We start from the raw sequence: 18,655 nt of genomic DNA, 5'->3' as shown, positions 1-18,655 counted from the left end.
CGAGGGGATCAGCTTAGCGACGGCTGACCCGTCCCGGTTTGATGCCGGGCAAACGGATCAGTTTGTGCGTGGCGCGGGATGCTGCTGCAGCACTTCCACGGCACGTGCATAGAGCGCCTCCGACGGCGCATAACCCCGCCCGATCTGATACAGCGTGCCATCCAGTTCGGTCAGCAGGCTGGGGAAGCCATTGATGCCCCAGCGGCGCGAGAGGCGGAAGTCTTCGCGCGTTTCATGGCGCAGCGCTTCGGTGTCGAATACCGCATCGAAGTGGGCTGGGTCGATGCCGTGGGCGACCGCAACCTCGCGCAGCACGTCGGCCTGCGTCGTGTCACGGCCCTCGGCATAAAAGGCGCGCTGGATGTCGTGAAAGACCGCAAGCACGCGTTCGTCGTGCTCGCCCCAGTGCTCTCGTGCCAGGACGGTGGCGCGGCAAGCGGGCTCGGTGTCGTAGACGAAGCCATCGCGGCGCATGGCCACATCCGGCGATGGGTTGAACGGCATGCCGCTGCGCTCGGCCACTGCATGCCAGTGGTGGAGGATCTCCTCGCGCTTCTCGGGCGCCAGCGGCTCACGCTGGCCGGGGCGCAGGCCACCCGTGATGAGCGTAACGGGTATCGGTGCGCCCAGCGTGTCGGCAAGGCGCTCGCGCAGATCGGCGAGTTGCGGGCCGAATCCATAGCACCAGGAGCACATGGGGTCGGCGACATAGATGAGGCGCATGGTCAGTTCAGTCTGGAAGCGAGTTGGCGGCGCCAGTGCGAAACGGCCTGCGGCGCGTCGCGCATCATGTCGAAGACCGACACCATGGTCTTGCGCGCAAGATCGTCGCGGAACGTGCGGTCGCGCTCCACGACGGCGAGGAGCTGTTCGAGCGCGCTTTCGTATTGCTGGCCGGCAATGTATTGCTGGGCCAGGTCCAGGCGGGCCTGAAGATTGCCAGGGTCATCCTCGATCTGCTTGCGCAGCACGTCTGCATCGGGCAACGCGTCGGCGCGTTCGGCGGCCTTCAGGCGTGTCTGCAGCGGGGTGTAGCGCGCATCAAGCGTCGCCTTCGGTGAGAGCAGCGTGAACTCATCTTGCGCGGCCTGTGCGTCGCCATTGTCGAGCAGCAGGTTGACTAGCTCGAAGCGCGCTGCATCGAAACCCGGGTCGAAGGCGAGGGCGTTCTGGAACGCTTCGCGCGCGCGCTGCGTTTCGCCGGCCTGCCGCGCCGCCAGGCCTTCGCGGTAGGCCACGTCGGACGGCTGCGGAATGACCCGATCCAGAAAGGCGCGAAGTTGTCCTTCGGGCAGCACGCCGACGAACTGGTCGACAGGTTTGCCGTCCACGAAGGCCACGACAAACGGAATGCTGCGGACACGAAACTGCGCCGACAACTCGGGGTTGTCGTCCGAGTTGACCTTGGCGAGCTTCCACTTGCCGGCATACTCGGCTTCGAGCGCTTCCAGCATCGGGCCGAGCGTGCGGCATGGGCCGCACCAAGGCGCCCAGAAATCAACCAGCACCGGAACTTGGCGAGATGTTTCGATCACTTCCTGCGCGAAATTCTGCGAGGTGACGTCGCTCATCGTCGGGATTCTCCAGGGGAAACAAAGTGAGTCGCCGGCGGCAAAGCGTGCCGGCGAAGCCTGCGCATTTTACTGGGGGTGTGAGCGTGCGCTGCCCTCCGGAAAAAAATGGTTGTCCTGACAACGGTTGAAAATAGAACGATCGTTCGGATACCATCCGGTAAAAACAACAGACAGCTTTACGGAGACACGTTATGACACGACCGCACTTCCAGTTTTGGCCGCGGCGATTGCCGCACAACATCCACTCGCCGCAAACGAGCCTGTGGTTCAACCTGGAAGTGTCCGCGCGGCGCTACCCGGACAAGGACGCGATCATCTTCTACGGTCGCCACACCACCTACCAGGCGCTGCATGACGAGGCGCTCGCCGTCGCGGGTTGGCTGCAGCAGGTGGCGGGCGTGCAGAAAGGCGACCGCGTGCTGCTCTACATGCAGAACTGCCCGCAGTTCATCGCTGCGTACTACGGCATTCTGCGCGCCGATGCGGTGGTTGTGCCGGTCAACCCGATGAACCGGCCAGAGGAATTCAAGCATTACATCACCGACGCGGGCGCCGCGACTGTCATCTGCAGCGCAGATCTGGCGCCCAACGTGAGCATGGCCAACGCCGATCTGCCCGAAGCACAGCGTACGCGCCACCTGCTGGTCACGTCCTATGCCGACGCGCTGCCGGCCACGTACGAGTATCCAGAAGATGCGCCGCCTGCATGGATGACCGCACAGCATCCGGGGCAACCCGGCGCGGTCGCCTGGACCGACGCGCTTGCGCAGCGCCGGGTGCCGGGGCCGCACACCGCGGGGCCGGACGATCTGGCCGTCATGCCTTACACATCGGGCACCACGGGCTTTCCGAAAGGCTGCATGCACCCTCACCGCACGGTCATGCACAACATCGTGGGGGGCTCGTTGTGGTCAGGCTCGACGATGGAAGGCGTGAGCCTGTCGATCATCCCGCTGTTCCACGTGACGGGCATGCAGTACGGCATGAATGCACCCATTTACATGGGCTCGACCGTGGTGATGCTGCCGCGTTGGGATCGCGAGGTGGCAGGCCGGCTGATCTCGCGCTACAAGGTCACGCATTGGACGAACATCCCGACCATGGTGATCGACTTCCTGGCGAGTCCCCAACTGGCGGAGTTTGACCTGTCGAGCCTGACCTACATTGGCGGAGGTGGCGCGGCGATGCCCCAGGCGGTGGCCGAGCGCTTGCTGAAGGATTTCAACCTGGCGTACCAGGAAGGTTACGGTCTGTCAGAAACTATCGCGCCGACGCACAGCAACCCCGCCGATCGCCCCAAGCAGCAGTGCCTGGGCATTCCCGTATTCAACACCGATGCGCGCGTGGTCGATCCGCAGACGCTCAGGGAGCTGCCGCCCGGCGAGGTGGGTGAGATCATCGTCAGCGGTCCGCAGGTGTTCCTGGGTTACTGGGGCAAGCCGCAGGCCAGCGCCGAGGTGTTCATCGAGTTTGAGGGCAAGCAGTTCTTCCGCACGGGTGATCTGGGCAAGATGGACGAGGAAGGCTATTTCTTCCTGACCGATCGGCTCAAGCGCATGATCAACGCCTCTGGCTTCAAGGTCTGGCCGGCCGAGGTGGAAAGCCTCCTGTACAAGCACCCGGATGTGCAGGAAGCGTGCATCATCGGCACGCGCGATGCGTACCGCGGTGAGTCGGTCAAGGCGGTGGTCGTGCTCAAGGCACACGCCAAGGGCAAGACCACGGAAGACGACATCATCAATTGGGCACGCGACAACATGGCGGCCTACAAGTACCCGCGCGTGGTGCAGTTTGTCGATGCGCTGCCCAAGTCCGGCACGGGCAAGGTGATGTGGCGCACGCTGCAAGAGCAGGAGAACGCAACAAGCGAGGCAGCGCAGAAGCCTGCTGTGGCATAAATGAAAAGGGGCCGAGAGGCCCCTTTTTCAATGCCCGCGCGCCTTGAACAGCAGCGCGCCGATGCCGTGGAATCCGCGCTGGCGAGCGTGGCGCATCGGCGTGACGCCTCCCCGGTCAGGCAGGTTCGGGTCTGCGCCGGCATCGAGCAGCAGTTGGACGGTCTTCTCGTACTTTTCGCTGCCGTCTCCCAGGGCCACGGCTTCGATCAGGGCGGTGAGGCCCAGATTATTGGTGGCATCGGGCGGTACGCCCGCTTTCACGAGTTCGTTCACCACTTCCACATAGCCGCGACGCGCAGCCGGTATCAGTGCGGTGTCGCCATCGGCGTTGGTGGCGCGCACGTTCGCGCCGTGTGTGAGCGCCAGGCGCACGGTTTCCGCATCGCCTTGAATGGCGGCCAGGAGGAAGGCACTGTTCTGCGCATTGTCCTGCAGGTTGACGTCGGCGCCGGCCTGGATGAGCAGCCGGGCGGCGGCCCCCATGTGTGCGTACACGGCAGCGATGAGCGCGGTGCGGCCATCGGCATCTCGCGCCTTCAGGCTGGCGCCGTCCGCCAGCAAAGACTGGATGGCCATCGTGTTGCCGGTCTGGGCCGCCACGATGAGGTCGCGGTCGCGCGTGGCGGGGTTGCTGCCGTGACGAGACGGATGCGCGACGGGGGCCGCGCCGGGTGCGGCCTTGGCGCTGCTGGCACCAGCTGCGGTGCGCAGCATCGGCAGATGCTGTTCCTGCCAGGCATTGGCCACGTCGCCGGCTGCCAGTGCCACCCCCAGCATGACGCCGATGAGCTGGTTGATCGCAGGACGCGTGGCAAGGAGCATGGCGGGCGCGCGCTCAGGCGCTCAGGTAGGGGTCGGGCTGCGCAGCCGGTTCCGCAGCCGCGCTCGGCGCGTTGGCGGCATCCATGGCTTGCAGGCGCGCCCACAGTCGGTCCAGATAGGGATCTTGCAGTCCGTTGCTGGCCAGTCCGACGAGTGTGCGCTGCAGGTATTCGCGCGCGGGGCCATACAGCCCAACCGCTTCACGCAGGCAGGTGACCACGCGCTCGTCGGGCAGCCGGCCTGCATAGGCCTCGTGCGTGCGATTCATGACAAAGGCCAGGGCACAGACGCGTTGACCGTTGATCTCGGTGGGAAGCCAGCGGGGCAGGTAGGCGCCGGTCAGCATCTCGCGCCGCCACAGGACGCGGAATTCACGCTCGGCGCGGTCTCGCGGCACGCGGAAGGCCACGCCTCGGCAACTGCCGCCACGGTCCAGCCCGAGCACCAGCCCGGGGTTGTCCCAGGTGCCCCGGTTGATGCGGGAGTACAGATAGAAGCCGCGGTGGTATCCATGCACCGTGGCGGGGGCCGCCTCGGTGTGAAAGATCATCGGATTCCAGATGAGCGAGCCGTAGCCGAACACCCAGGCGTCCTGGCATCCGCTGGGCGCAGTCGACAGCCGCGCCAGCGTCGACGCAAGCGACGCTTCCAGCGCAGCCTCGGTCAGCAACGACGACGCGACGGGCGAATCACCCAGGGCGGCGCGCAACCGGTTCTGTTCGAGATCCTCTCGGGTGACGGCCATGTCGCAAGCATAGAGCAATCGTTACGAGTGGTCACGCGGGCGGTCAGCTGATCCCGCAGAAATGGCGCGTTGTGCCGAGCGGGAGCCGTTTGGCTATGGCGCGGCCGCAACGGTGGAAAGGCTGCAACCGGGAAACTGGAGGCGGGGGAACGGAATTGAACCGTCATATACGGCTTTGCAAGCCGCAGCATTGACCACTCTGCCACCCCGCCAGGGGGGGGATTCGCGATGCACCGTGTGGGGCATCGCACGACGGGCGCGATTCTAGCGCAGGATCAGACTTCCAGCAGGTCGACCTCGAAAAGCAACGTCGCGTTCGGGGGGATCACGCCGCCGGCGCCGCGTGCGCCATACCCGAGTGCGGCCGGGATGATCAGCTTGCGGGTGCCCCCGACTTTCATGCCCTGCACGCCTTCGTCCCAGCCCTTGATGACGTGGCCGGCGCCCAGCGGGAAGGCGAACGGGTCGTTGCGGTCCTTGCTGGAGTCAAACTTCTTGCCGGCCTGGCCGTTGTCGTACAGCCAGCCGGTGTAATGCACGGTGACGTACTTGCCGGCCGTGGCTTCAACGCCGTCGCCGACGACGACGTCTTCGTATTGCAGGCCGCTCGGGGTGGTTACGGTGGTCATGGTAAGCCTCGTGGGTAATGACGGGGTGGGAGAAAAAGCTCAGGCCGCTGCGGCCTTGAGCGTGTCGAGTTGGACGTGGACGTTATCCGCGTCGTTGGCGATCCAGATTTCGCCGTCCTGGATCGTCACCTGCAGGCGCATGGTGCGCTCCACCATGGCCGCCAGTGCGGATACGGTCTCGGGCGCGACTTCGTAGACCGAGAGGTTGGCAAAGCGCGCGACCTTGTTTTCGATCTGCTGCCACCACACGCGGGTGGCGTTGCCGCTATACGTATACACGGCGACCTGGCCGGCGCGGTTGCACGCTTTGCGGATGCGGGTGTCGTCAGGGTTGCCGAGGTCGATCCAGAGTTCAATCGCGTCCGTCAGGTCGCGCTGCCAGAGCTCGGGTTCATCGGGTTCGGACAGGCCACGTGTAAAGGCAAGCGTTTCGCTGGCATGGCGCGCGAAGGCCAGCACGCGCACCATCATGCGCTCGTCGTTTTCGCTGGGATGGCGGGCGACGGTCAGGGCGTGATTGCCGTAGTAGTGGCGATCCATGTCGGCGATCTGCAGATCGACTTTGTAGATCGTGGATTTCAGGGCCATGCGGGTGGGCGATTCTCAAGCAAAGCGCGCATTGTCGCACGCGCGGATGAAGCTGACGGTATCGGCCGCGCGCATTCCCATTGGTCGCGGTTTGCGGTATATGAGCGATGCGTACGCCGCAATGAGTGCGCGCCTCTCCTATCCAAACCAGGACGAGCAAAACGATGCGTTGGATATTCGGAATCTTGGGCCTGCTGTTGGGGGCGTTCTCGGGGGGTGTCGCGGGTGCGTTCCTCGGGGCGCTGATCGGCGTGGGGTTGGCCGCGCTGATCCTGCACCTGGACAAGCGTGCGAGCTCGCGGTGGGCCCAGCCACGCCGCATGCCTGAAGCACTTGGCGGCGGGGCGCGTTCGCAAGCCGATGGAGCGTCTGCCCCGGCGATGCTTCAGGAGCGTGTGACGCGGCTCGAGCATGAGGTGGCATGGCTGCGTCAGCAGGTTGCTGACATCAAGGGCGAGCCGCTGGCGGAACCGGGTTTGCTGCAGGAGGCCGCTGACCTGCCGCCTGCCGTGCCAGCCCCCGTCGTGGCTCCGGCCGGACCCGTCACGCCTGAGCCCATGCCGTCGCCCGCTGCGTTGCCGCGCGAGCGCGACTGGGTTGAGCGGGCTGTCGGCGCGGCGCGTGATTGGCTGCTGGGCGGCAACAGCGTGGTGCGGGTCGGGATTCTGATCCTGTTCTTTGGCGTGGCCTTCCTGCTCAAGTACGCAGCGGACAACAGTCTGCTACCCGTGGAGTTCCGTCTGGCTGGCGTGGCTGTCGGGGCGATCGCGCTGCTCGGCATCGGCTGGCGCCTGCGCGACAAGCGCCCCGGCTATGCGCTCGTGCTGCAGGGTGGCGGGGTCGGCGTGCTGTACCTCACGGTGTTCGCCGCCACGCGGATGGTTCCGCTGCTGGCGCCGGGTGTCGCGTTTGCGCTGCTGGTGGTGATCTGCGCCCTGGCTGCCGGGCTGGCCGTCAAGCAGAACGCGCCGGCACTCGCCATGACCGGCAGCGCAGGCGGTTTCCTGGCGCCGATATTGATTTCCACCGGACAAGGCAGCCACGTGGTGCTGTTCAGCTATTACGCGTTGCTCAATGCGGGCGTCTTCGCTATCGCATGGTTCCGGGCGTGGCGGGCGCTGAACCTGCTGGGCTTCGTCTTGACATTCGGCATTGCCACGGCGTGGGGTGTGCTGCGCTATCAGCCGGCATGGCTGTCCAGCACCGAGCCGTTCCTGGTTCTGTTCTTCCTCATGTATGTGGGCATCGCGCTGCTGTATGCGCTGCGCCGTCACGTCAGCCTCAGGGACTACGTGGATGGCACGCTGGTGTTCGGTACTCCACTGGTGGCGATCGGTCTGCAGGCCGGGCTGGTGCACCATATTCCGTTTGCGATGGCGTGGAGCGCCGCGGCGCTGGCGGCGTTCTATCTCGGCGTTGCTGCCTGGCTTGCGCCCAGGCGAGCCAATCTCCGCCTGCTGTTTGAGGCGATGTTCGCGCTCGGCGTCATCTTCATCACCCTGGCAATCCCGCTGGCGTTCGACGGGCGCACCACCAGTGCGGTCTGGGCGCTGGAAGGCGCGGCGGTGGTGTGGGTAAGCGTGCGCCAGCAGCGTCGTCTGGCCCTGGCGGCGGGCCTGGTGATGCAACTGGCGGCGGGCGTGGCATTCAGCCTGGGCACGCTGTTCGAGTCGTCGGCATCGATGCACTGGCCTGTGTTCAACAGCCACTACATGGCGGGGCTGCTGATTGCACTCGCAGGGGTGTTCAGCGGCTGGCGCCTGCACGGCAACGCAGAGGCGCGTGACTGGCTGAGGGCGGCCCCAGCGCTGGGGGTTGCCGCGTCGATGTGGGGCATGCTGTGGTGGCTCGGCTGCGGTAGCGACGAAATTGATCGTTTTGCCTGGCGTGCTGCGACCGGGGTCGTCGATCGGCCGGACATTCCGCTGCATGCCGGATTCGCCGTGCTGACGGCATGGGGGGCGCATGCGATCCGCCGCAAGCTCGACTGGGCGCTGGCCGAATGGCCGGCGCTCGCGCTGTCCCCCGCGCTTGCCCTCGTTGCACTGTCCGCGATCGGACATTGGGCGCCGTCGCCGATGGCAGGGTGGGGCGGGTTGGTGTGGTTCGCGTCGATCGTGCTGACCTTTGCGCTGCTGCGCCGTCAGGAGCGCGACGTGAAAGACGCCATCCTCGCGCCGCTGCACACCATTCTGTTCTGGTGGATCTGCGGCATGCTGGCTACCGAGGGCTACTGGCGCCTCGATGCCTACGTGCCGGAAGGTACCTGGAGCTTCGCCGCCTGGGCCTACGGCTATGGCGCGCTGCTCGCGCTGCTGGCGGGCGCGGGTTGGCGCATGCGCTGGCCCATCGCCCGCTTCGAGCGCGCCTATCTGCTCTGGGGGGCGGCACCGCTAGCCGCGTTGCTGTGGCTGTGGAGTCTTGCCAGTGCCGCAAGCGACGGCAATGCCGCACCGCTGTTCTACCTGCCCATCCTCAACCCGCTGGACGTGGCGCAATTGCTGGTGTTCGTGGCCGTTGCACTGTGGATGCGCCGCGTGGCGTTGCAGAAGCTTGTGCCTGAGCCGCTGGTGATTGGCTACGCCGCGGGCGCCACGCTGTTCATCTGGGCCAACGCCGTGCTGCTGCGCACGCTGCACCATTGGGCGCATGTGCCCTACACGCTGGACGATCTGGGCGATTCGATGCTGGTGCAGGCGTCGCTGTCGATGTTCTGGACGGTGCTGGCGCTCGCGGTGATGGTGACGGCCACGCGCCGTGCGAGTCGCTCCCTGTGGTTGACCGGCGGCGCGCTGTTGGGCGTGACCGTCATCAAGCTGTTCCTGTTTGACCTGTCGCGCGTCACGGGGGTGGAGCGCATTGTGTCGTTCATCGCCATTGGCGTGCTGCTACTGTTGATCGGCTATCTGTCTCCGCTGCCGCCAAGGGGCCAGTCGGAAGGCGAGCCCAAGGAGGTTCCGTGAAGAAGGTCGTTCTTGCGATGGCAGTGGCGTCGCTGCTGTCGGCCTCGGCCTGGGCCGAGCGCTTTGCCTTGACCGGCACGCCCGGCGCCGCCTATTACGCCGTCACCCTCACCGAAGACGTCTATGCTCACGCGCACGATGCCAGTCTGGCCGACCTGCGCATCCTCAACGGGGACGGCGAGCCCGTGCCGTTCACGATTGAGTTTCCGCGTGACCCTGCACCGCAGGCGCGCGCGCTGCAAGACGTGCACTGGTTCGCCACGCCCATCGACGATACGCATAAGCCGGGCGCCGCGGGTGTTGTGCTCGGTGCTGACGGTGTGCTGCGTGCGACCGGCGGGATGCCTGCGCCGGCGCCGGCGCGCGCGTGGCTGGTCGATCTCAGCCAGTTGCATGGCACAGTCACCGCCCTGGTGGTCGGCCTGCCGGCGGCGGAATTCCAGAGCGATGTGACCGTGCAGGCCAGCGATGACTTGCAGCACTGGCGTCCGGTTGCCCAGGCAACGCTGTTCCGATTGTCAAACCGGGGCAGTACGCTGGTGCAGGATCGCATCGAGTTGACCGACATGCACGCCAAGTACCTGCGTCTGACATGGAAGCACAAACCTCCCGTGCCCGACAGCGTGCGCGCGGAACTTGCCGCAGGCGCGCCCGTACCGCCAGCTGATCGCGCCATCCAGTGGCGTACCGGCCTGGCCCCAGTGCAGGTGCCTGCCGCTGGCGACTACCAGTTCGATACGGGCGGCGTGTTTCCGGTCGAGCGCGTGAACGTTCGCCTGCCACAGGCCAACACAGTCGCGCAGGCCACGCTGTCTGCGCGTGCCGACCCGCATGTGCCTTGGCGGCCGGTCATGCCGATCCGGCTGTTTCGCCTGGCGGGTGCCGGCGGGCAGGACGAACAGGAAAATGCCCCCATCGTCGTGCCCGCCACGGGCGAGCGCTATTGGCGCTTGCAGGTCGACATGCGCAGCGGTGGTCTAGGGGCCGGTGCGCCGCGACTGGCGATCGGGTGGCGTCCCGCCACGGTCACGTACGCCGCGCGCGGCAATGTGCCGTTCGTGCTGGCAGTGGGGGAGGTGGCGCACGGCAGCCCGATCGCCCGCGCAGATCTGCTCGTCGGGGTGTCGCCCGTCGTCGCACTCGCACAACTCGGCGCGATGAGCGAATCTGCGGAGGCCCTCACGGCCGAACCGCCCGGTGGACGCCTGCGCCGGTGGGTGCTCTGGGGCGCATTGGTTGCGGCGGTCGCCGCGCTGGGCGCGATGGCCTGGAGGCTGTTCCGCACGTCTGCGCCGCCCCCGCCTGACGCGTCTGTCTGACCTGCCAGATAAAACGGCGCCACTGGGGCGCCGTTCTTCATGGTCGGACGCGCTGCGTCAGTGGGCGAAAGCCGGCTGTACGAACAGGGCGATGGTGATGCCGTAACCGACCAACCATGTCAGTGAGCGTGGCGTGGCCCAGTCGGCCAGATAGCAGATCGTGTACAGCAGGCGCGCTACGATGAATGCCATCGCCAGCAGATTGATGCGGTCGATCACCCCGCCGCCCAGGATGGCCACCAGCACGGCCACGGCAAAGAACGGGAACGCTTCGAAGTGGTTCTGCTGCGCGGCAGCGGCACGGGCGGGCAGGCCGGTCTGCTGAGCGAGCCATGCGCGCGGATTGTTGTTGTCGTACTTGCGGCCGCTGGCTTTGGCAATGCCAACGCTCACGAGGGGCAACACGGCCGCGATCAGGACGCACCAGAGGGCGATCGGCATGGTCAATCTCCGGAAGGATGATGAAGGTGCCGCACCCTAGCACATACGGCGTTTTCAAACACCTGCAGTGCTAGTCGGACCCGTGCACGGCGATGCGGATGTCGCCCAGCATGACGACCTGGCCAGGGCGGATCTTGGCGGTCTTACGCAACTCTGGTTGCCCGTCGACGGTGACAGCGCCGTCGGCAACCACGGCCTTGCCGGCGCCGCCGCTGTCGACCACCCCCGTGAGCTTGAGCAGCTTGTGCAGCTCGATGTATTCGGTGGTCAGGGCGAAATCGATATTGGGCATGAATGGATTACAGCGGTTGTTGCGAGGTTTATTGAGGCGTGGCTTCCACGCTGATGTCGAGGTCGACGCGGTCGCCCACGTCGGGCAGAAAGCGCGTCATGCCGAAGGCGCTGCGGGCAATGGCAAGGTGGAAATCGCCGCCGCAGACGTGGCGCGTGCTGCCGGGCATCTTCTCGTCGCCACAACTGAAGCGGCGCACTTCCAGCCGCACAGGCTGCGTCACGCCGTGCAGTGTCAGCTTGGCCTCGATGGCGACCAGCTTGCCGCCTTCCACGACAAAGCGGTCGCTGCGCAGGCGGATGATCGGAAATTGCGCGGCGTCGAGAAACTGCTCCGATTTCAGCACACCGTCCAGCACCCGCAGGCGCGTGTTGACGGATGCAGCGTCGACGGTGAAATCGATGCCGCCCTGGTTGGTGGCTTCATCGAAATTGATGGCGCCGTCGATCTTGTCGAAGCGGCCGCGCATCGTGCTCCGATCGAAATGCGATGCGCCGAAGTAGACCGATGTGTGCGCCAGATCCGGCGCAAATGATGTGGCAAAGGCGGGAGTGGTGAACAACCCCGCCAGCAATAGGATCCATGCACGCATGATGCCTCCGTTATCAGAGGCCCATGGCGTGCATGGGCCTGTGCTTACTTGCCCCAGCTGTCTTTCAGGCCGACCACGCGGTTGAACACGGGCTTGCCCGGTTGCGAATCGACGCGGTCTGCCACGAAGTAGCCGTGGCGCTCGAACTGGAAGCGGTCTTCCGCCTTCGCCGTTGCCAGCGTGGGCTCCAGATAGGCCGTGACAGTCTTCTTGGAGTCGGGGTTGAGCGCATCCAGGAAGTTCTTGTCGCCCGAATCCGGCTGCGGGTCGCTGAACAGGCGGTCGTACAGGCGCACTTCAGCTTCCAGCGCATGTGCGGCGCTCACCCAGTGGATGTTGCCCTTCACCTTGACGCTGTCAGCACCCGGCGTGCCACTCTTCGTATCCGGAATGATGTTGGCGTGCACGGCGGTGATGTTGCCGTCGGCATCCTTGTCGCAGCCTGTGCATTCGATCACATAGCCGTAGCGCAGGCGCACCTTGTTGCCCGGGAACAGGCGGAAGTAGCCCTTGGGCGGCGTCTCGGTAAAGTCCTCACGCTCGATCCACAGTTCACGTGTGAGCGGAAATTCGCGGCGGCCGAGTTCAGGCTGCTTCGGATGCACAGGTGCGGAGCACGGCTCGTTGAAATCGGCCGGCACGTTGTCGAGCACCAGCTTGACCGGGTCCAGCACGGCCACCGAGCGCGGCGCACGCGCATCGAGGTCGTCGCGCACGGCGCCTTCCAGGATGCTCATGTCGATCCAGCTATCGGCTTTCGACACGCCCACGCGTTCGCAGAAGAGCTGGATCGATTCGGGCGTATAGCCGCGGCGGCGGATGCCAACGAGCGTCGGCATGCGCGGATCGTCCCAGCCATCGACGCGCTTTTCCGTCACCAGTTGCAGCAGCTTGCGCTTGCTGGTGATGGCGTACGTCAGGTGCAGTCGCGCGAATTCGTATTGATGCGGCAACGGTGCGGGCAGCACGCCGGCGTCGCGCAGGTGGTCGAGCACCCAGTCGTACAGCGGGCGGTTGTTTTCGAATTCCAGCGTGCACAGCGAATGCGTGATGTTCTCCAGCGCATCGGAAATGCAATGCGTGAAGTCGTACATCGGGTAGATGCACCATGCGTCGCCGGTGCGGTGGTGATGCGCATGGCGGATGCGGTACAGCACCGGGTCGCGCATCACGATGTTCGGCGCGGCCATGTCGATCTTGGCGCGCAGCACCAGTTCGCCGTCCTTGTACTTGCCGGCGCGCATGTCGCGGAACAGCGCCAGATTTTCCTCCACCGAACGGTCACGGAACGGCGAGGGCGTGCCCGGCTTGGTGAAATCGCCCCGGTTGGCGGCAATCTGCTCGGCGCTTTGGCTGTCGACGTAGGCTGCGCCGCGCTGGATCAGCACTTCAGCAAAACCGTAAAGCTGCTCGAAGTAGTCGCTGGCGTAGTAGAGGTGCTCGCCGCCGGCGTCGTTCCACGAATAGCCGAGCCAGTGCACGGCGTCGATGATGGAATCGACGTATTCGGTGTCTTCCTTGACGGGGTTGGTGTCGTCAAAGCGCAGGTGGCAGCGGCCGTTGTAGTCCTTGGCCATGCCGAAGTTCACCCAGATGCTCTTGGCGTGACCAATGTGCAGGTAGCCATTGGGCTCCGGCGGGAAACGCGTGACCACCGGCGGAATGGGCTGCCCCGCAGCGTCCTTGCGGCCGGCGTAGGTGCCTTGTGCGAGATCGCCATCGATGATCTGGCGCAGGAAGTTGGACGTGGGGGCGGCGGAGGTGCCCGCGCCGCTGGCGTTGTCTTGGCTCATGGGAGTGCTGGATTCGGCAATCCCGGGATTTTACCGTGCCTCGACGCCATCGGCCCCGGACGTCATTTGCGCTGGGCCAGGCCATCAAGCGCCTGGGCACGCAGCCGCTCGTTCGAAGCGGTAAAGGTCTGCTGCCGCAACTGGGCGATCTGTGCTGTGCGGTCGGATTCCGACAGGCCTGCAAAATGGCTGATCCGGTCGCGCTCACGCGCATAGGCGTCGTAGCGGGCATGCCAGTCGGCGTCTTCGCGATTGCCCTGGATCAGGCGATCCGCCACCACGTCGTTGATGCCCTGTGCGGACAGCCGCTGGCGGATCTGCGCATCACTCAGGCCCTGCTTTGTCCAGCTTGCCATGTCGTTGGCGAGCATCAGGGGGGCGGAGGCGTCGCGGCGCGCCTGCTGTATCGACGGCGGCAGGTTGGCATCGATGGCGGCGATCCTGGTCGCGCGCTGCTCGGGCGTGAGCGACGGGTCGATCATCACCGCCATGCGGTCCAGGGCGGCGGCATCCATGGCATCGTCGTCGCCGTACCAGGCTTGCGCCACGTCCCGACCGAGATATTGCTGCCGCAGCGCTGCGCGGGCGGCGAGCTGTTGACGCAGCGTGCCGATCAGCTCGGGGCGTTGCTGGAGTTGCTCGATGCTGGGCTTTGCGCGCCTGTCCTCGCCCTGTGCGGCGAGTGCCTTGCGGTAGCCGAGGTAGCGTTGCAGCAGCGACTGGGCTTCGGTCAGCGCGGGTGTCGTCAGCTTGGCGCGCAGGTGCGCTTCCGCCATCGCCACACGTCGCGTTTCCGGTAGCGAGGCAGGCACGTCGAGAAAATAGTCGAACACCTCGCGGTTGGCCGCCTCCATGATGAGGTGGCCCTGCGCGTCGACGTGCAGGCCGTCGGGCGCCTGCGTGTCGGCAAGTTCGGGTGGCTGCGCGGCGATGGGGTCCTGGGTGCTGCCGACACTGCCGATGAACGCGCCCCCGGCGGTGGGCGGCGCACTTGCCGAGCGCGCTTGCACGCCGCCGGAGGCATGCCACCAGAAGACGCCGCCCGCCGCCACAGCGGCGGCCAGCACGGCAACGACAAACGTCATGGGCTGCATGGACGGCGAGCGGGTCTTCATGGTGGTGCTCGCCTTACAAGCCGGCCTGCTTCAGGCGGTTCGCCTGTGTGCGGATGACCGCTACCGGGTCGGCTGCCCCCCAGCCGATGAGGCCGAGCAACTGATTCACCTCGTCGAGATGGTTCCATGCGTAGTCGGTTGACAGCACCTGACCGAATTTCGCGCTACAGACGGAAACCAAGCCGTCGTTCGTGCCCGAGCCGCGCGCCTGCATGACGGAGCCGGTAAAGACCAGCGCCGGGTCGAACAGGTCGAGGAAGTTGGTTGCCACCGAACGCCCGGTCCAGGAGTAGAGCTTCTGCACGTTGCCGTTGCGTACATCGATCGCGCTGCCGGTGTCGCACCCGCTGGCCAGGCCCGCTGACGGGAACTGCGCGTTGAATTCCGCCGCGCCCGCGGTCGACAGGATATGCAGCGCGGCAAAGCCATCCTGCGGGTTGTTCGCACCGTTGAACCAGCCGAGCACCGAGCCGAACACGTCCGCGCCCAGGCTGACCAGTGCCTGGAAGGGCTGAGGCGTCGACTCGACAAAATCCGCAAACTCCGAGCCCTTGTGCGGCGTGCCGATGGTCGTTACGGACGCCACGAGGTCGGGCACCACCGCAGCCGCGTAGCGCGAAGTCAGTCCGCCCTGGCTGTGCCCGATGAGATTGACCTTGGTCGCGCCGGTGGTCGCGAGCACGGTACGGATCTGGCTGACGAGCTGTTCGCCGCGCACGGTTTCATCGTTGAAGGCCGACACATCGGCGACATAGACATTGGCGCCATTGGCGCGGAGGTCTTCCGGAATCTGGTACCAGTAGTCCACCACGCCGAGGAACTTGCTGGTGCCGGACAGGCCATGCACAAGCACGATCGGGTACTTGGTGGCGGCATACGTGCTGGCGGCCTGGGCTGGCGCGGCAGCGGCCAAGGTCAGCGCGGATGTGGCCAAGACGGCGGCTGCAGCGTGCGTGCGTAGGAAGCCGCGCACAGCGCGGAGCAGGGTAGGTCGTGACATTCGGTTGTCTCCTGGACATTGGATGGTGTGCCGATCTCTCGGGATCGATCGCCCTCCGTTATCCAAAGTGCGGTATCCGACGTCAACCGAAGTGGAAGTTTGGCTCTAATGGTGCAGTGCCGCGTGCGCAAAGAAAAACCGGAGGGCGCGCCTCCGGTCGTCTGGGATGCAATGCAGCAGCGCCGCTATTCTTCTTGAAACGCTTCCTCACGCTTCTTGCGGATGGCCGGCAGAACAACGAGCAAAACCAGGATCGCCGCAGCAATCAACAGGGCCAGTGACAGCGGCTTGGCCACAAACGTGGAGAAGTCGCCGCGCGAGAGCAGCAGCGCGCGGCGGAAGTTCTCTTCCATCATCGGCCCCAGCACGAAACCGAGCAGCATGGGCGCCGGTTCGCAGCGCAGCTTGACGAACACGTAGCCGATCAACCCGAAGAGGGCCGTCTGGAAGATATCGAACGTCGTGTTCGACACCGAATACACGCCGATGCAGCAGAACACCAGGATGGCCGGATACAGGAAGCGATACGGCACCTTCAACAGGCGCACCCACACGCCAATCATCGGCAGGTTCAGCACGATCAGCATCAGGTTGCCGATCCACATCGAGGCGATCAGGCCCCAGAACAGCGCGGGGTTGCTGGTCATCACCTGCGGGCCGGGCTGGATGTTGTGGATGGTCATCGCGCCCACCATCAGCGCCATCACCGCGTTGGGCGGAATCCCGAGCGTCAGCAGCGGGATGAACGATGTCTGGGCCGCCGCATTGTTGGCCGACTCGGGGCCGGCCACGCCTTCGATGGCGCCCTTGCCGAACTCGTGTGAATACTTCGACGTCTTTTTCTCGAGCGAGTACGACGCAAACGACGCCAGCGTCGCCCCGCCGCCGGGCAGGATGCCCAGCACCGACCCGAGCGCGGTGCCGCGTAGCACGGCAGGGATCATGCGCTTGAAATCTGCGCGGTTGGGCCACAGGTTGCGCACGTGCTCGACAAAGGTTTCGCGGTGCTCCTTCTGCTCGAGGTTGGCGATGATCTCGGCAAAGCCGAACACGCCCATCGCCACCGACACGAAGTTCAGCCCGTCGGCCAGCTCGGGTACATCGAACGAATAGCGCGCCGTACCGGAGTTGACGTCGGTGCCGACCAGCCCGAGCAGCAGGCCCAGCACAATCATCGCAATGGCCTTGACCAGCGAACCGGAGGCGAGCACCACCGCGCCAATCAGGCCCAGCACCATCAGCGAGAAATACTCTGCGGGCCCAAAGTTGAATGCGAATTCCGACAGCGGCGTGGCAAAGGCGGCCAGCACCAGTGTGGCCACGCAACCCGCGAAGAACGAGCCGATGCCTGCTGTCGCCAACGCCACGCCGGCCCGTCCGCGTCGTGCCATCTGGTAGCCGTCGATGGTGGTCACCACGGACGACGATTCGCCCGGTAGATTGACGAGGATGGCGGTGGTGGAGCCACCGTACTGCGCGCCGTAGTAAATGCCGGCCAGCATGATGAGCGCGGCCACCGGCGGCAGTGCGTAGGTGGCCGGCAGCAGCATCGCAATCGTGGCGATGGGGCCGAGGCCCGGCAGCACGCCGATCAGCGTGCCGAGCACGCAGCCGATGAACGCGTAGATCAGGTTCTGGATCGAGAGCGCGGTGGAGAAGCCGAGCGCGAGGTTGGCAAAGAGGTCCATGTTGCGCGCCTCAATTGCCGATAAACGCGGGCCATACCGGGAACTGCAGCTTGAGCCCGTAGACGAAGGCCGCGAGGCTCATCAGCACCATCACGATGGCCGTGCCGATGGCGCCTTTCCAGCTGAACTCGTGGCTCGCCATGCTGGACACCAGCACGAGTACCACCAGCGAAAGCGCCAGGCCCAGCGGCTGCAGCAGCAGCCCGAACAGCACCACCGAGCCGAGCACCCACAGCAGCGTCTTGGCGTCCCAGCGCGGAATGCGGTCAGCCACGCCCTTGCGCGACAGTGATTGCATGACCACCACCCCGCCCAGCAGGGCCAGCAGGATGCCGAGCCAGAACGGAAAGTAGCCGGGGCCCATGCTGCTGGCCGTGCCCATGCGATAGCTGCGCGCCAGGAAGGCAAACGCTGCGCCCGCGACGATGAACAGGATGCCGGACGCAAAATCCTGCTGACTGCGGATGACTGGACGATTCTGCGGATCGTTCTGCAAGGTGGGTCTCCTCGTGCGGCGCCTCAGGGCGGCGGCCCGCCTGGATGGGGCCAAGTGTGCACGCTATGCAGACCGGCTTTCAAGCACCTTGCGGGCACAGCGTGTGCTGCCTGTTGCGGCGATCGGTTCAGGGTTTGTCCTAGCAGCGTAGCGTCGGTACCTCGGGCCGTACCGCCGCCATCGCTGCCAACGCACATGCGCCCCTTGGCAGGTCACATGCCGATACCGCGCGCCATCAACACCGCAGCCAGCGGAATGAAGATGATCAGGTGCGACTCGATCATGACCCAGCGGCGCGTCTTGGCTATCTCCGACGGCGTCGGCACGAAGTCGGGCAGCATCTTGGCCTGCTTCTTCCAGCGCAGGATGGTGAGCGTCGGGACAATCGACATCAGCGCCACGAGGATGAACAGGCCAACCTTGATGTGGAAGACCGGATTGTGGACGTAAAACGCATAGCCCTTCGCACCGTAAAACAGGCGCAGCAGTCCGGTGACGAGCACCGCGACCGCGGCAGCACCGTACACGGCGTCATAACGTGCCAGGCGCTTGCGGATCTCGGGCGTCATGTCCGGGCGCAGCACCACTGCTTCGGCGGTGATGAAGACGATCAGCGTGAAGATCGAGATGTAATGCAGGTAAGCCAGCAACGCATCGAGCCACATGTTGACCTCGCAAGAGTGGGGGGTAGGTTCAGGGG

General features: G+C 65.5%; 18 protein-coding genes and 1 tRNA gene. 3 read left to right on the top strand and 16 right to left on the bottom strand.

Translation table 11 applies throughout. The annotated features are described in order from the left end of the window. Positions 1-57: 57 nt before the first annotated feature. On the bottom strand, positions 58-723 hold the full coding sequence (locus tag R2N03_RS14605; RefSeq protein WP_316658295.1) for a DsbA family protein: 666 nt from the start codon (positions 721-723) through the stop codon (positions 58-60). A 2-nt stretch (positions 724-725) separates the two neighbouring features. Beyond that, on the bottom strand, positions 726-1,571 hold the full coding sequence (gene trxA, locus R2N03_RS14600) for a thioredoxin (RefSeq protein ID WP_316658294.1): 846 nt from the start codon (positions 1,569-1,571) through the stop codon (positions 726-728). Between the two features lie 194 nt (positions 1,572-1,765). On the opposite strand from trxA, the gene R2N03_RS14595 reads away from it, so the two are divergent. Beyond that, positions 1,766-3,472: a long-chain fatty acid--CoA ligase gene (locus tag R2N03_RS14595; protein ID WP_316658293.1), complete on the top strand. Its 1,707-nt coding sequence runs from the start codon at positions 1,766-1,768 to the stop codon at positions 3,470-3,472. A 27-nt stretch (positions 3,473-3,499) separates the two neighbouring features. Here R2N03_RS14595 and R2N03_RS14590 read toward each other — a convergent pair whose 3' ends face one another. The 5 genes from R2N03_RS14590 to R2N03_RS14570 all read right to left on the bottom strand — a co-directional run bounded on the left by R2N03_RS14590 (position 3,500) and on the right by R2N03_RS14570 (position 6,256). Next, a complete protein-coding gene (locus R2N03_RS14590; RefSeq protein ID WP_316658292.1) occupies positions 3,500-4,294 on the bottom strand; it encodes an ankyrin repeat domain-containing protein in 795 nt (264 codons plus the stop codon). 13 nt (positions 4,295-4,307) lie between these two features. Further along, a complete protein-coding gene (locus tag R2N03_RS14585) occupies positions 4,308-5,039 on the bottom strand; it encodes a gamma-glutamylcyclotransferase (RefSeq protein ID WP_316658291.1) in 732 nt (243 codons plus the stop codon). A 136-nt stretch (positions 5,040-5,175) separates the two neighbouring features. After that, a tRNA-Cys gene (locus R2N03_RS14580) sits at positions 5,176-5,251 on the bottom strand. Between the two features lie 63 nt (positions 5,252-5,314). Next, a complete protein-coding gene (locus tag R2N03_RS14575) occupies positions 5,315-5,668 on the bottom strand; it encodes an FKBP-type peptidyl-prolyl cis-trans isomerase (RefSeq protein ID WP_316658290.1) in 354 nt (117 codons plus the stop codon). Between the two features lie 39 nt (positions 5,669-5,707). Next, positions 5,708-6,256, bottom strand: a complete 549-nt coding sequence (locus R2N03_RS14570) for a YaeQ family protein (RefSeq protein WP_316658289.1) — start codon at positions 6,254-6,256, stop codon at positions 5,708-5,710. A 164-nt stretch (positions 6,257-6,420) separates the two neighbouring features. Between R2N03_RS14570 and R2N03_RS14565 the strand changes: the two genes are divergently transcribed. Both R2N03_RS14565 and R2N03_RS14560 read left to right on the top strand, forming a co-directional pair. After that, positions 6,421-9,219, top strand: coding sequence for a DUF2339 domain-containing protein (locus R2N03_RS14565; RefSeq protein ID WP_316658288.1), 2,799 nt, complete (start codon positions 6,421-6,423; stop codon positions 9,217-9,219). Then, positions 9,216-10,538, top strand: a complete 1,323-nt coding sequence (locus R2N03_RS14560) for a DUF3999 domain-containing protein (RefSeq protein WP_316658287.1) — start codon at positions 9,216-9,218, stop codon at positions 10,536-10,538. The genes R2N03_RS14565 and R2N03_RS14560 overlap by 4 nt, the downstream gene beginning before the upstream one ends. Before the next feature lie 57 nt (positions 10,539-10,595). Here R2N03_RS14560 and R2N03_RS14555 read toward each other — a convergent pair whose 3' ends face one another. From R2N03_RS14555 to R2N03_RS14515, 9 genes are all read right to left on the bottom strand, one after another. Next, positions 10,596-10,979, bottom strand: coding sequence for an MAPEG family protein (locus R2N03_RS14555; protein ID WP_316658286.1), 384 nt, complete (start codon positions 10,977-10,979; stop codon positions 10,596-10,598). Positions 10,980-11,049: 70 nt separating this feature from the next. Then, positions 11,050-11,271 carry an RNA-binding S4 domain-containing protein gene (locus R2N03_RS14550; protein ID WP_316658285.1) on the bottom strand — a complete coding sequence of 74 codons (222 nt, stop codon included), beginning with the start codon at positions 11,269-11,271 and terminating at the stop codon, positions 11,050-11,052. A gap of 28 nt (positions 11,272-11,299) precedes the next feature. Beyond that, positions 11,300-11,863 (bottom strand): YceI family protein, encoded by a 564-nt coding sequence (locus tag R2N03_RS14545; protein ID WP_316658284.1) that lies wholly within the window; start codon positions 11,861-11,863, stop codon positions 11,300-11,302. Between the two features lie 44 nt (positions 11,864-11,907). Further along, positions 11,908-13,656 (bottom strand): glutamine--tRNA ligase/YqeY domain fusion protein, encoded by a 1,749-nt coding sequence (locus tag R2N03_RS14540; protein ID WP_316658283.1) that lies wholly within the window; start codon positions 13,654-13,656, stop codon positions 11,908-11,910. 62 nt (positions 13,657-13,718) lie between these two features. Further along, positions 13,719-14,771, bottom strand: a complete 1,053-nt coding sequence (locus R2N03_RS14535; RefSeq protein WP_316658282.1) for a lipase secretion chaperone — start codon at positions 14,769-14,771, stop codon at positions 13,719-13,721. Positions 14,772-14,784: 13 nt separating this feature from the next. Continuing rightward, positions 14,785-15,771 (bottom strand): esterase/lipase family protein, encoded by a 987-nt coding sequence (locus R2N03_RS14530; protein WP_316658281.1) that lies wholly within the window; start codon positions 15,769-15,771, stop codon positions 14,785-14,787. A 185-nt stretch (positions 15,772-15,956) separates the two neighbouring features. Continuing rightward, entirely contained in the window at positions 15,957-17,459 is a 1,503-nt protein-coding gene (locus tag R2N03_RS14525; RefSeq protein WP_316658280.1) for a tripartite tricarboxylate transporter permease, read from the bottom strand. A gap of 10 nt (positions 17,460-17,469) precedes the next feature. Beyond that, positions 17,470-17,955, bottom strand: coding sequence for a tripartite tricarboxylate transporter TctB family protein (locus R2N03_RS14520; protein ID WP_316658279.1), 486 nt, complete (start codon positions 17,953-17,955; stop codon positions 17,470-17,472). A gap of 212 nt (positions 17,956-18,167) precedes the next feature. Next, a complete protein-coding gene (locus R2N03_RS14515) occupies positions 18,168-18,620 on the bottom strand; it encodes a DUF2214 family protein (protein WP_316658278.1) in 453 nt (150 codons plus the stop codon). Positions 18,621-18,655 lie beyond the last annotated feature (35 nt).

The organism is Ralstonia condita, assembly GCF_958405655.1.
Lineage (GTDB): Bacteria > Pseudomonadota > Gammaproteobacteria > Burkholderiales > Burkholderiaceae > Ralstonia > Ralstonia condita.
Note: the sequence above shows the minus strand (reverse complement) of the source record. Positions and strands in the feature narration are given on the sequence as shown.

Bases quoted from the DNA above. Each gene is read 5' to 3' on its own strand.
- R2N03_RS14605 (WP_316658295.1), bottom strand. From the start codon at position 723: ATGCGCCTCATCTATGTCGCCGACCCCATGTGCTCCTGGTGCTATGGA.
- trxA (WP_316658294.1), bottom strand. From the start codon at position 1,571: ATGAGCGACGTCACCTCGCAGAATTTCGCGCAGGAAGTGATCGAAACA.
- R2N03_RS14595 (WP_316658293.1), top strand. From the start codon at position 1,766: ATGACACGACCGCACTTCCAGTTTTGGCCGCGGCGATTGCCGCACAAC.
- R2N03_RS14590 (WP_316658292.1), bottom strand. From the start codon at position 4,294: ATGCTCCTTGCCACGCGTCCTGCGATCAACCAGCTCATCGGCGTCATG.
- R2N03_RS14585 (WP_316658291.1), bottom strand. From the start codon at position 5,039: ATGGCCGTCACCCGAGAGGATCTCGAACAGAACCGGTTGCGCGCCGCC.
- R2N03_RS14575 (WP_316658290.1), bottom strand. From the start codon at position 5,668: ATGACCACCGTAACCACCCCGAGCGGCCTGCAATACGAAGACGTCGTC.
- R2N03_RS14570 (WP_316658289.1), bottom strand. From the start codon at position 6,256: ATGGCCCTGAAATCCACGATCTACAAAGTCGATCTGCAGATCGCCGAC.
- R2N03_RS14565 (WP_316658288.1), top strand. From the start codon at position 6,421: ATGCGTTGGATATTCGGAATCTTGGGCCTGCTGTTGGGGGCGTTCTCG.
- R2N03_RS14555 (WP_316658286.1), bottom strand. From the start codon at position 10,979: ATGCCGATCGCCCTCTGGTGCGTCCTGATCGCGGCCGTGTTGCCCCTC.
- R2N03_RS14550 (WP_316658285.1), bottom strand. From the start codon at position 11,271: ATGCCCAATATCGATTTCGCCCTGACCACCGAATACATCGAGCTGCAC.
- R2N03_RS14545 (WP_316658284.1), bottom strand. From the start codon at position 11,863: ATGCGTGCATGGATCCTATTGCTGGCGGGGTTGTTCACCACTCCCGCC.
- R2N03_RS14540 (WP_316658283.1), bottom strand. From the start codon at position 13,656: ATGAGCCAAGACAACGCCAGCGGCGCGGGCACCTCCGCCGCCCCCACG.
- R2N03_RS14535 (WP_316658282.1), bottom strand. From the start codon at position 14,771: ATGAAGACCCGCTCGCCGTCCATGCAGCCCATGACGTTTGTCGTTGCC.
- R2N03_RS14530 (WP_316658281.1), bottom strand. From the start codon at position 15,771: ATGTCACGACCTACCCTGCTCCGCGCTGTGCGCGGCTTCCTACGCACG.
- R2N03_RS14525 (WP_316658280.1), bottom strand. From the start codon at position 17,459: ATGGACCTCTTTGCCAACCTCGCGCTCGGCTTCTCCACCGCGCTCTCG.
- R2N03_RS14515 (WP_316658278.1), bottom strand. From the start codon at position 18,620: ATGTGGCTCGATGCGTTGCTGGCTTACCTGCATTACATCTCGATCTTC.